This is a genomic window from Ruegeria sp. B11 (genome assembly GCF_056539785.1).
Window position 1 is genome coordinate 68,659 of the sequence record NZ_JBQFVO010000007.1, and the last position, 12,195, is coordinate 80,853.

The 12,195-nt window shown below is 57.1% G+C and carries 11 protein-coding genes; 4 read left to right on the plus strand and 7 right to left on the minus strand.

Features of this window, described 5'->3' with window-relative positions; genetic code table 11:
• Positions 1-110: 110 nt before the first annotated feature.
• Genes ACR0I1_RS18620 through cysQ form a run of 4 tightly spaced genes read right to left on the minus strand, consistent with a single transcriptional unit; the run spans position 111 to position 3,731 of the window.
• Positions 111-1,157, minus strand: a complete 1,047-nt coding sequence (locus ACR0I1_RS18620) for a glycosyltransferase family 2 protein (protein WP_480707514.1) — start codon at positions 1,155-1,157, stop codon at positions 111-113.
• Entirely contained in the window at positions 1,154-2,137 is a 984-nt protein-coding gene (gene galE, locus ACR0I1_RS18625) for a UDP-glucose 4-epimerase GalE (protein WP_480707515.1), read from the minus strand. Before galE ends, ACR0I1_RS18620 begins: the two co-directional genes overlap by 4 nt.
• Entirely contained in the window at positions 2,134-2,934 is an 801-nt protein-coding gene (locus ACR0I1_RS18630) for a 3-deoxy-manno-octulosonate cytidylyltransferase family protein (RefSeq protein ID WP_170408777.1), read from the minus strand. The genes galE and ACR0I1_RS18630 overlap by 4 nt, the downstream gene beginning before the upstream one ends.
• Positions 2,934-3,731: a 3'(2'),5'-bisphosphate nucleotidase CysQ gene (cysQ, locus tag ACR0I1_RS18635; protein WP_480707516.1), complete on the minus strand. Its 798-nt coding sequence runs from the start codon at positions 3,729-3,731 to the stop codon at positions 2,934-2,936. The genes ACR0I1_RS18630 and cysQ overlap by 1 nt, the downstream gene beginning before the upstream one ends.
• Positions 3,732-3,853: 122 nt before the next feature.
• On the opposite strand from cysQ, the gene ACR0I1_RS18640 reads away from it, so the two are divergent.
• Positions 3,854-4,681 carry an ABC-2 transporter permease gene (locus tag ACR0I1_RS18640; RefSeq protein WP_170408775.1) on the plus strand — a complete coding sequence of 276 codons (828 nt, stop codon included), beginning with the start codon at positions 3,854-3,856 and terminating at the stop codon, positions 4,679-4,681.
• Between the two features lie 54 nt (positions 4,682-4,735).
• On the opposite strand, the gene ACR0I1_RS18645 is transcribed toward ACR0I1_RS18640, so the two are convergent.
• Positions 4,736-5,338 carry an alpha-ketoglutarate-dependent dioxygenase AlkB gene (locus ACR0I1_RS18645; RefSeq protein ID WP_170613526.1) on the minus strand — a complete coding sequence of 201 codons (603 nt, stop codon included), beginning with the start codon at positions 5,336-5,338 and terminating at the stop codon, positions 4,736-4,738.
• A gap of 212 nt (positions 5,339-5,550) precedes the next feature.
• On the opposite strand from ACR0I1_RS18645, the gene dnaK reads away from it, so the two are divergent.
• The 3 genes from dnaK to radC all read left to right on the plus strand — a co-directional run bounded on the left by dnaK (position 5,551) and on the right by radC (position 9,598).
• The gene (gene dnaK, locus ACR0I1_RS18650; protein ID WP_170399312.1) at positions 5,551-7,458 is read left to right on the plus strand and encodes a molecular chaperone DnaK; all 1,908 of its coding nucleotides are present in this window, start codon (positions 5,551-5,553) and stop codon (positions 7,456-7,458) included.
• A gap of 74 nt (positions 7,459-7,532) precedes the next feature.
• Entirely contained in the window at positions 7,533-8,684 is a 1,152-nt protein-coding gene (gene dnaJ / locus ACR0I1_RS18655) for a molecular chaperone DnaJ (protein ID WP_170399308.1), read from the plus strand.
• 158 nt (positions 8,685-8,842) lie between these two features.
• Entirely contained in the window at positions 8,843-9,598 is a 756-nt protein-coding gene (radC, locus tag ACR0I1_RS18660) for a RadC family protein (RefSeq protein WP_170515434.1), read from the plus strand.
• Positions 9,599-9,601: 3 nt separating this feature from the next.
• Here radC and ACR0I1_RS18665 read toward each other — a convergent pair whose 3' ends face one another.
• Together ACR0I1_RS18665 and ACR0I1_RS18670 are read right to left on the minus strand one after the other, a co-directional pair.
• Positions 9,602-11,158, minus strand: coding sequence for a phosphate ABC transporter substrate-binding/OmpA family protein (locus ACR0I1_RS18665; protein WP_480707517.1), 1,557 nt, complete (start codon positions 11,156-11,158; stop codon positions 9,602-9,604).
• A gap of 25 nt (positions 11,159-11,183) precedes the next feature.
• Complete coding sequence (locus ACR0I1_RS18670; protein WP_480707518.1) at positions 11,184-12,101, minus strand: hypothetical protein; 918 nt, start codon at positions 12,099-12,101, stop codon at positions 11,184-11,186.
• Positions 12,102-12,195: the final 94 nt, after the last annotated feature.

Sequence of the window (12,195 nt, forward strand, 5' to 3'; positions counted from 1 at the left end):
CCTTTTTTGATACGCGCGTCTGCCCGGGGCCGCCTGAGGCCTGAGTGGTGCCGGACATTAACGTTTTATGACATCTCTGCACCTTGTGAGGCAACGGGTTTAAATCCGGTTTACTTCCCCCCTGTGGCAGGAAATCCGCCCGCGTTCATGAGCCCAAGGTCTTGTAACTGTTGCCAATCACCTAGTTTGACCGAGTCAGAAGTCCAAAGATCAGGCCCGCTGATGATCCCGTCATAATAGGCGTCGAACCGATCGGGGTCATGAAAATGTTGCCGCCTCTGTTTTTCGATCCGCGATTTGTCGACAACCTCGGGCAGGAATTTCGTGTGTAACAACACGCCCGAGGCGGTCTGCCCACTCGGACCGTCATATTCAAAATTCAGGAACCGGGGCAGCGCGGAATGGCACGAATTCACATAGGCCATATGCCGTGACCACCGGGTTAGAGGGATTTTGTTCAGGGTCGGTGATTTTTGGGGCTGATCTGCAAAAAACACCCGCTCGCGTACGCCTCCCTGAACCCAAAGGTTGCCCATCGGCCTTTGGCGCTGGGCACGATAGGGGCCGGGGTCAAACCAGTTCAGGCAATCGGTTGGATCGGAATGCGGATCATAACTTTGCTTGCCCAGCCGACCTTTGGGATAGAGATCCAGCATCATCGCCCCAAACGTGGTTTGACCGCGCGCGTCCAGCCATGCAGTTAAATCGCGCATCGTATGGGTGTTGTGATGGGCGTAGATCAGCAACTCATCGGCGTCGACCATCAACGTCCAGTGGTCGTGCCCAAATTTCCACTGCAGCCAAGTCAGCCAATCCAACCCGAACCGAGACGCTCGATAGCTCGCCGTAGTCCGCCACAGCGACACATCCGGCTGTTTAAGCAAATACGGGACCGAGCCGTCATCGCTGCCATTATCCACCATCAGAAAATGATCAACGCCCAGCGTGCGATAATGGTGAAAGAACCACGGCAGACGGCTGATCTCATTCCGCAGCGTGGTAAAGGCCAGAATGGCGCAGGGTGTGATCTTTTGCGTGTTGTCAGTCAACGACTTCAGTTGATGGCGGCTGCGAAAGGATCGCCACAACAGCCGCTTGCGTTTCAGGCGCAGCTTGTAGCGCTGCACCCAGGTAAGCGGCTGATCCTCAAGGTTCACTTGGTATAGCTGCCATTCTGATGCCAACGCCAGGCATCCGTGATCATCGTCTCTAACGTTGATCTTTTTGGTGTCCAGCCCAGCTCTTCCTTGGCTCGGACCGAGCCTGAAACTAGACGCGTGCAATCCCCGGCTCGGCGCGGGCCGATGCTATACGGCACCGCACGGTTGGTGACGGCTTTGGAATGCTCGATGACTTCCATCACCGAAAACCCCGACCCGGTGCCCAGATTGAACACGCGGCTTTCTTTGCCCTGTTCTAGCCACTTTAGCCCCAGTACATGTGCATCGACCAGATCACAGACGTGTACATAATCGCGGATGCAGGTGCCGTCGGGTGTGTCGTAATCGGTGCCGAATACAGTCAAGCCACCCCGCTTGCCATCGATGGCGTCCAGCATCAGCGGCACCAGATGGGTTTCTGGTTGGTGAAACTCTCCAACTTCGGCATCCGGGTCGGCCCCGGCCACGTTGAAATAGCGGAAGATCACGTGCTTTAGGCCATATGCGGCTTGGAAATCACGTAAGATGTCCTCGATCGCTCGTTTCGAAGCACCATAGGCATTCAATGGCTGCTGCTGAGTGCTCTCGTCCAGCACAACGTTGTCATGTTCGCCATAGATGGCGCAGGTCGACGAGAACACAAAGTTCAAACATCCCGCATCCACAGCCGCTTGTATCAGTGTCAGCGAACCGGTGACATTGTTCGACCAATACGTTCCGGGCTCAGCCATCGCTTCGCCGACCTGACTGAGGGCGGCGAAATGTATCACGGCGGCGGGTTGGTATTTGGCGAACACTTCGTCCAGCCGGGCGCGGTCCAGCAGGTCGCCCTGCTCGAAAGGGCCGAATTTCACCGCGTCCTGCCATCCGGTGACAAGATTGTCATAGGTTACGGGCGTATACCCCGCCCTTGCCAGTGCCTTGCAGGCATGAGAGCCGATATAACCTGCACCACCTGTAACCAGAATATTTGTCATTCAAGCCCCATAGCGGCCATCATTTCTTCGATCTTGGCCACGTCCTGCGGGTTGTTCAGCTCCCAGAACTGACGACCTTTGGCTTCAACTTCGACACACAGAACCTTGCGGCCGTTTTCCATGAAGCGCAGCTGTTCCAACCCTTCCAGTGTCTCCAGCGGACCGCTAGTCCAGCCCGGATAAGCAGTCAGAGCGTCAGGCCGATAGGCATAAACTCCGACGTGGTGGAATACCGGTGTCGGGTCACTGCTGGCATAGGTCTCGGCTGTGAAAGGGATCACTTCTTTCGAGAAGTAAAGCGCGCTGTGGTCATTGCCGAACACCGCTGTAGTGCCCCCGACCCGGCCTTGCTTGCGATCGTTCAGTAATCCGTTCAGTGCGTCCCCGTCACAGCGCAGCACGGGGGTGGCCACACCCGCATCTGGCGCGTTGCGCAGACCCGAGATCAGGTCTTCAACAAACCAATGCGGGGTCAAAGGCGCATCCCCTTGCAGGTTGACGACGATGTCATAACCGCCACCCAGAGCCGAGTGCGCCTCGGCGCAGCGTTCGGTACCGTTGCGGCAGGTGTCTGAAGTCATCACCACCTCGGCACCAAATCCCTCTGAGACTTCGCGGATACGGTCATCGTCGGTTGCCACAACCACGCGATCTACGCCTGACACGGAAATCGCAGCGCGCCAGGATCGTTCGATCAGAGTCATGCTGGTTCCGTTTGCCCCGGTCAGCGGAACCAGAGGTTTGCCTGGATAGCGGGTCGAAGCGTAGCGCGCGGGAATGGCAATCAATACTGACATCAGGCTTCCTTCAGCTCAACGCCTGGAGCATAGGCGATGAAAAATGGATTGGCATAGCCGTCTTTGCCATAGGTCAGCGGCGAATGGTCGTCAAAGCGCACCACATGTCCGCCCGCACCGGCCAGAACCGCGTGGCCCGCAGCGGTGTCCCACTCCATGGTGCGGCCAACACGGGGGTAGAGGTCGGCCTCTCCCGTCGCCACCAGACAGAACTTCAGCGACGACCCGGCACTTTTGCTGTCGCGCACCTGATATTTGTTGATGTAATCCTCGGTCGCCTGATCCCGATGCGACTTGGATGCAACGATCATCAGCGCCGAATTGTCTGGTTTAGAGACTGATATTGGCGTCAACACACCCGGCTGATCTTTGTCCAGTGCGCCGGTTTCCTCGACAGCTTGCCCATCGGCTTGCGTATAGAACATCCGCCCCCGCGCCGGTGCGTAAACCACACCGCGCGTCGGCACGCCGTTCTCGACCAGAGCAATATTTACCGTGAAATCGCCCCGCCGGTTGACGAACTCTTTGGTGCCGTCCAAAGGATCAACGATCAGAAAGGTTTCACCCTTTTCGGAATGCGAAGCTGCCTGTTCCTCGGTCACCAGCAGGATATCTGGAAAAGCCTCGCGCAATCCGGCCGAGATCAAAGCATCCGCCGCCTCGTCCGCCTCGGTTACCGGGCTTGAGTCTGACTTGACCTTGACGCCGAAATCATCCGCTTCATAGATCTGCATGATCTTGTCGCCTGCCTGCAAGGCCAGCCGCCGGATGACGGGAATAAGCGCGTCATAGGTCACAAAAAAGCTCCGTTCCTGTGGTTTGTTGATCAGGGCATCTCACGGACTTATGATGCGATGGATACGGAACAGCAAGAATTTCGTGCCAATTTGCGGCTGACACAGCAGGAAAGAGTATTCGAGTGTTTCACTACAAGCGAAATCAGTCGTTGCTGGGCGGGGTTTTCACCACCGCCGAGCTTATATTCCATGCGGTGGTCCGCAATATCCGCTCGCAGCATTCAAATGCGGTGATCGCAATCCTGATAAACATTGTTCAGGTCGTTCTTCTGGTGACGGCGTTTTATATACTTATGACGCTAATTGGTCGAATGACCGGCATGGCCAAAATCCGGGGCGAGATGGTGTTGTTCCTGCTCTCCGGAGTTTTTCTGTTCCTGACGCATATCAAGTCTGTCGCTGCTATCGCCGGGGTTGGATCCGGCAACAATCCGATGACACTGCATTCGCCGATGACCATGATGGTGATGTTGTCAGCATCTGCCTTCGGTATTCTGTACACGCAGCTTGTCTCGATCCTGGTCATCCTGTTCGTCTACAGCGTAGCCGTCTCGCCCCTTGTAATTCAGGAGCCCGGCGGTGCTTTTGGGATGCTTTTGCTGGCATGGTTTGTAGGATGCTCAGTCGGTCTTGTGTTTCTGGCGCTAAAGCCCTGGTTTCCAAATACGGTAAGCATCCTGACAAGTATGTACCGTCGTCTGAACATGATATTTTCTGGCAAGATGTTCGTCGGCAACGCATTGGGTGGGTTCATGCTGACTATGTTTGCGTGGAACCCGCTGTTTCACATCATAGATCAATGCCGTGGTTTTGTGTTCCGAAACTACTTTCCCCGCAACTCCAGTTGGGAATACGCGCTTTGGGTCGGGATAATCCTGACGATGATCGGCCTGCTGGGCGAGTTCTATACCCGTAAGCAGGTCTCGAAAAGCTGGGATGCGCGACGCTGATCTTGGCGGTGCACACTTTATCCTGAAAAGCTGATCCCGAATTTGGATTGTGTTTCACGTTGCGACTCTCAAAGTCAGGTTGATGCGTCCGCCCTTTGGCAAAAGTTTGGATGATCCAAACCGGATGCGATCAACCCCGTGATAGGTCAAGCGTGCCGGGCCGCCCATGATCACCACATCGCCCGAGCTCAGCCAGATCGACTCGGTCTTGCCGCCCCGTGTTGTATTGCCGATGCGGAATAGCGCGTCATCGCCCAATGAAATCGACAGCACGGGCCACGAGAAATCGGCCTCATCCTTGTCCTGATGCAGGCCCATCTTGGTGCCTTCACCGTAATAGTTGATCAGACAGCAATCGGGCCGGCGATCCGCGCCCGTCAGGTCCTGCCAGATGGTCAAAATCTCATCTGGAATCGCGGGCCATGTCATGCCCTTTGGGTGCGTGTCCTGATACCGATAGCCCGCCCGGTCAGTGACCCATCCCAGCACCCCGGCCGAGGTCATGCGCACTGACATTTCCTTGCCCGAAGGTGTCACGGGCCGATAAAGCGGTGCCACTTTCAGAATCGGCCTAAGCAGGTCAACTAGATGCGACTGCGCCGCCGCATCCAAATAGCCTTTCCGAATATCAAATCCGCGCAATAACAGCCGCGCCATTCCAGAATCCCCAAACCTTGCCAAAACCTTGCCAAAAAGGCCACAGATTCCCGAAAACCTGCGTTTCTGAACGCTTGCAGGCCCCTGTTCTCGCCCTTATATACGCCTCGACGCGCGATGGTGTAGTGCTGTCGCGCACATCAATCGGGGGCAGGATGCCGCAACGGGTCCAACCCTCGGGACATCGCCTTGAATGGAAAGGGATTGAAAATATGGGAAAAGTAATCGGGATTGACCTCGGTACCACCAACTCGTGTGTGGCCATCATGGACGGCTCGCAGCCGAAGGTCATCGAAAACGCCGAAGGGGCGCGGACCACGCCCTCGATCGTCGCTTTTACAGAAGATGAGCGTCTGGTCGGTCAGCCTGCAAAACGTCAGGCGGTCACCAACCCCGACAACACGATCTTTGGCGTCAAGCGTCTGATCGGTCGTCGTGTGGATGATGCAGAAGTCGAAAAAGACAAGAAAATGGTGCCCTACGCCATCGTTGATGGCGGCAATGGCGACGCGTGGGTTGAAGCCCGCGGTGAAAAGTACTCCCCAAGCCAGATCTCGGCCTTCACTCTGGGCAAGATGAAGGAAACCGCAGAAAGCTATCTGGGTGAGGAAGTCACGCAAGCAGTCATCACCGTTCCGGCATACTTCAACGATGCTCAGCGTCAGGCCACCAAAGACGCCGGTAAAATTGCCGGTCTGGAAGTGCTGCGGATCATCAACGAGCCGACAGCGGCTGCTCTGGCCTATGGTCTGGACAAGGAAGAAACCCAAACCATCGCGGTTTATGACCTTGGTGGTGGTACTTTCGACGTAACCATTCTGGAAATCGACGACGGCCTGTTCGAGGTGAAGTCGACCAACGGCGATACCTTCCTAGGTGGTGAAGACTTTGACATGCGCATCGTCAACTATCTGGCGGATGAGTTCAAAAAGGAACACGGTGTCGACCTGTCTGCCGACAAGATGGCCCTGCAGCGTCTGAAAGAAGCCGCTGAAAAAGCCAAGATCGAGCTATCCTCGACCTCGCAGACCGAAATCAACCAGCCGTTCATCTCGATGGGTTCGAACGGTCAGCCGCTGCACATGGTCATGAAACTGACCCGTGCCAAGCTGGAATCGCTGGTTGGCGACCTGATCAAGAAGTCGATGAAGCCTTGCCAGGCTGCCCTGAAAGACGCGGGCCTGTCGGCTGGCGACGTGGATGAGGTTGTTCTGGTCGGTGGTATGACCCGGATGCCGAAAGTGATCGAAGAGGTCACCAAGTTCTTCGGTAAGGAGCCGCACAAAGGTGTGAACCCGGACGAAGTTGTTGCCATGGGCGCCGCCATTCAGGCCGGCGTTCTGCAGGGCGACGTCAAAGACGTGGTTCTGCTGGACGTGACCCCGCTCAGCTTGGGCATCGAGACACTGGGTGGCGTGTTCACCCGACTGATCGACCGCAACACGACCATTCCGACGAAAAAGTCCCAGGTCTTCTCGACCGCCGAGGACAACCAGAACGCCGTGACCATCCGCTGTTTCCAGGGTGAGCGCGAAATGGCTGCGGACAACAAGATCCTCGGTCAGTTCAATCTGGAAGAGATCCCGCCCGCACCGCGCGGCATGCCTCAGATCGAGGTGACTTTTGACATCGACGCCAACGGCATTGTCTCGGTTTCGGCCAAGGACAAAGGCACCGGCAAAGAGCAGAAGATCACCATTCAGGCCTCGGGCGGTCTGTCGGACGAAGATATCGACAAGATGGTCAAGGATGCCGAGGAAAACGCCGAGGCAGACAAGGCGCGCAAAGAGCTTGTCGAAGCCAAGAACCAGGCCGAAAGCCTTGTTCACGCGACCGAGAAATCGATCGAGGAACATGGCGACAAGGTCGACCCGTCGACCGTCGAAGCGATCGAGCTGGCCGTTGCCGCGCTCAAGGATGAGCTGGAAACGGACAATGCCGACAAGATCAAGTCGGGCATCCAGAACGTGACCGAAGCGGCCATGAAACTGGGTGAGGCGATCTATAAGGCACAGGCGGAAGAGGGCGAAGATGAGCCCGCAGCCGCAGATGCCGCGCCGGGTGACGATGACATTGTCGACGCCGAGTTCGAAGATCTGGACGACGACAAGCGTAACTAACGGGTAACCGGGCCAATTTGGGCCGGTCCGGTTGCCGGGCCGGCCCGATTACGTTGAGGCAGAAGGAAATACTGATGTCCAAACGCGACTATTACGAAGTGCTCGGCGTGTCCAAGGGCGCTTCTGCGGATGAGATCAAGAAAGGCTTTCGCTCGAAAGCCAAACAGCTGCATCCCGATCGCAACAAGGACAACCCCGATGCCGAAGCGCAGTTCAAAGAGGCCAACGAGGCCTACGATGTTCTGCGTGATGCTGACAAGAAAGCCGCTTATGACCGCTTTGGTCACGCTGCGTTTGAAAACGGCATGGGTGGCGGCGGCGGCCGTCCCGGTGGCGGCTTCGGTCAGGGCGATTTCTCCAGCGCGTTCTCTGACGTGTTCGACGATCTGTTCGGCGACTTCATGGGTGGCCAGCGTGGGGCAGGCGGGGGCCGTCGCGCCGCACGCGGTTCAGACCTGCGCTATAACCTGCGGGTCACGCTGGAAGAGGCTTATGCAGGCCTGCAGAAAACCATAAACGTTCCTACGGCTGTGGCCTGTTCCTCTTGCGAGGGAACTGGTGCCGAAGGTGGTGTTGAACCTACTGCATGTCCAACTTGTTCCGGCATGGGCAAGGTTCGCGCGCAACAGGGCTTTTTCACGGTTGAGCGCACTTGCCCGACCTGCTCTGGTTTGGGTCAGATCATTAAGAACCCTTGTAAGTCGTGCCAAGGTGCGGGGCGCGTTGAAAAAGATCGCGCATTGTCCGTGAACATCCCTGCCGGTGTCGAGACCGGCACCCGGATTCGTCTGGCCGGTGAGGGTGAGGCCGGAATGCGTGGTGGTCCTCCGGGTGACCTCTATATTTTTGTCGAAGTTTCCGAGCACAAGCTGTTCGAACGTGACAGCGTGAACCTCTATTGCCGTGTGCCAGTCAGCATGGCCAAGGCAGCACTTGGCGGTTCGATCGAGGTGCCGACCATCGACGGTGGTCGCGGTCGTGTTCAGATTCCTGCTGGCAGCCAGTCGGGACGCCAGATGCGTCTGCGTAGCAAAGGCATGCCCGCCCTGCGCGGCGGAGGCATCGGGGATATGTTCATCGAACTTGCCGTGGAAACTCCGGTCAATCTGACCAGTCGTCAGAAAGAACTTCTGCGTGAGTTTGACGATTTGGGCGAAGATAACCACCCGGAATCTAAAAGCTTTTTCTCTTCTGTAAAGTCCTTCTGGGATGGCATGAAGGGTTAAACGGTTGAGCAGGGGGCTCTGCCCCCATCGCCCTTTGGGCGACCCCCCCCGAGATATTTATGGCCAGATGAAACAGGGGATCCGTGTGTTGCCGATCCGGCAGGCAGGGATAGGGCGCGTTAACTTTTCGGAAACCGATTCTGCGTCAGAGTGGTGTTATGACCCAAGACGCCTTTGCCGAAGCCCCCATGCTGTTCGATACGGATGAAGCACCGGCGCAGCCGCTGCCCGTTGGTCGGTTACCCTCCTACATCAAAGACCATCGCAAGCGGCTGCGCGAAAGGTTCATGTCTGGCGGATCAGCAGCGATGCCGGATTATGAACTGCTGGAACTTGCTCTGTTCCGATCCATCCCGCGTCAGGATGTGAAACCGCTGGCGCGCGCGCTGATGGATGCGTTTGGTGATTTCAATCGTGTGTTGACGGCACCCGAGGAACGGCTGCGTCAGATCAAAGGCGTTGGGGACACGGTGATTACCGATCTGAAAATCCTTGAGGCCTGTGCCCACCGCATGGCGCGTGCCCGGGTGATGCAACGGCATGTGATCTCGGGATGGGATGCGCTTCTGGACTATTGTCACACCACGATGGCGCACCGCGAGATCGAGCAGTTTCGTGTGTTTTATCTAGATCGCAAGAATGTGCTGATTGCGGATGAAGAGCAGGCCAAAGGCACGGTGGATCATGTGCCGGTCTATCCGCGAGAGGTCGCGAAGCGGGCGTTGGAACTCAATGCCTCGGCTCTGATCCTGGTCCACAATCATCCATCCGGTGATCCGACGCCGTCGCAGTCGGATATCGATATGACCAACCGGATTCAGGATGCGTGTTCCGCCCTTGGGCTGACTTTGCATGATCACCTGATCATCGGGAAATCGGCTGAACTGAGTTTCCGCTCGCAAGGCTATTTGTAAGGGTTATCGGATCCAAACTTCGACCCGACGATTCACCTTGCGGCCCCATTCGGTGTCGTCGCAGGCCATCGGCATGGCCTCGCCAAAGCCCTCGACACTGATTTCGATGCTGTCGGGGAGGCTGGTTTCGACCGATGCCAGCACTGCGTTTCGGACGGTTTTGGCTCGCTGCAGGGCAATACGTGAATTGGCGACCGCCGCGCCCTCGCCGTCACTAAACCCAACAAAGATCAATTGACGTGCCTCCAACGTTCCGCTTTCCAAAGCTTGCGCAAGCTTCAAGATGTTTGACCGGGACTGAGCATCGGGTCGCGACGACCCCGGTTCGAACCGAAAGGACAAAGATAGCCGCGAAAGTGGACGGAGGGTTTCGATCATGCGCTGCAACTCTTCCAACCCGACCTCAGCTCCACCGGTGCTGATCGCATTGGCCAGCCGATCGCCTTGCAGCCCAACCTGGATTGTTTCAAGGGATTGATCGACAAATCCGGCTTGCCGGATGACCATCTGTGCGGCGCTGCTTTGGGTATAGGCCAAAAACTGTCGCGCGACTTTGGGCAATCGTCTTTGTGGCAAATAGAAAAACATGGGTGAGGTCAGCGGATAATCTTCGGTCTTGACCGATTGCCGCGTTGCCGGCAAGGCATGTCCGCACCCACCGGTCAGAGGCAGGGCGCGCACAGTCCCGGCCTCGGCAAGACTGGCGACGCCGAGCGCGAACGGGTCGTTCGAGACCGTGCGCACCAGATTGCTGTTTCGATCGTGGCGCGTGATCTGAGCGGTCATATGTGCGTTGGCAGGTGCTAACAGCAAATCCTCGACCGCCTGATCCAGCCCGGAACCGACCTGTGGCAGATGCAGAGAGATCGGCGCATCAGGCCCACCGAGATCGCCCCAATTTGCGACCTCGGCGGTGAAAACCTTCACCAGATCAGCAAGCGATATCTGGCGCACGGGATTGTCGGCCGACACGATTGGCACGATTGCATCCAGAGCCAAGACGCGCGACCGGCGGGTTTGCGTCAGATCTCCGAGCCCAGCGGCTTTGGTCAACTCCAGTTCGTCTGATCGAATTTCCCGCTGCGCCAACACGACATCTGCGGTGTTCTCAACCAGATCGATAAAGCCGTCAGCCGTATCCGTTGCACGAAATATGAACCTCGCCAAAGGCGCCTGCCGATCAGGGTGATGCAGAGCGTAGACCCGCAGGTCTCCGGTGCCCTCGGGCTGTGACAGGGTTAACCCTTCCTCGATGGCAAAGCCCTGTGCAAGTGCGGGCAGCAGCGTCTCGGCGATCACTGATGAGCCAGAGAACCGAACTTCGGCCACAAAATCCGTCAGGTTGGGGCAAGCTGGGCCGTCGCAGGTGACCCCCGATCCATCGACCGTCAGCTCTCCGAATTGCGTATCGACACGGTAGAATTCACCGTCGTAACCAAGAAGGGTGCCGACCACTTCTACCTCGCCGTCATGCGAGGTCAAAGTGATGTCCTGCGCGAATACGCTTTGTGCCAAGGATAAGGCAAAAAGCGCGGCGAACGCCGCACGAAGAATGTTCATTGGAAACCGTAGATCTGCCTGCTGCTTATTTGGCAGCGATTGTCAGGTCTGAGAACAGATTATTCAACACCAGAAAATCGCCAGCTGCCTCACAACCGGGCATATCCAGCGACAGGTCGCGTGAGCGTAGCCGTTCCGCGCGCCATTCCAACGATTGCACGCTTAGGGGCTTGCCGCAATTTGCTTCGGTGACCTCAGTTTCAACCGACAGAGTGATACTTCCGGCCTCGGTTGCGGTCTCGATGGGGTATGAATAAACCTCGATATTGCGCGCGACGTCCGAACCGCCCTGACCCAGATGGATCACCGAGCCCGCGCCGCCGGTCTGGGACCCGGACCACACGTGGCCTTCTTCCCCGTAACCTGCGCCGAATTCCAGCGCATGAAGCTGCAGATCGGTTTCGCCCTGCCACTGCAAGGCAACCCGGTTGAAGCTGTTGATCTCGGGCACATGCGTCGTCGCAACGGTACCTTTCTCATCCGGCAGCGAGATCAGGAAAATAGCGTATTCCGACAGCGCCGGGATGGTCAGGTTCAAGCCGCCAAGCGCATCGGTCTCGGTGCTGAAAACCAGCCCGTTGTGATGAACCTCAATGGTCTCATTGGCGTGGCAGGGGGCCTTGACCCGCAGCCGTACGTTGGCGCCGGGCACAGCCATGGCGCGCGCGCTCATATCGCAATTCGAAGGCAAACGGCTGGTTTCTGGCGCTGAGCGTATGGATTGAGATAGATCCTTGGGACGCGCTTCTGTCGGGGAAGAAGAGGTCAGGACAACGCTTTCCAGTCCGGTCAGGTCCGAGTCCTGCTCCGAGATCGAAGCGACGCGTTCACCGCTCGGCTCAGCATTGGGTTGCTGCGCCGATCCGTTTTGCATCAAATATCCAATGGCCAGAGCGCAGGCAACGGTTCCGCCCGTGGTCACGTAGTTCTTAATGACAAACAAGACACCCTCCCCAGTTGAAGGAGCGATTCGCAATTTGCTTCCCAATCAAGGCCAATATGTGGCCGTGAGGCGGACTCATTGTGGTGGAAAGCAG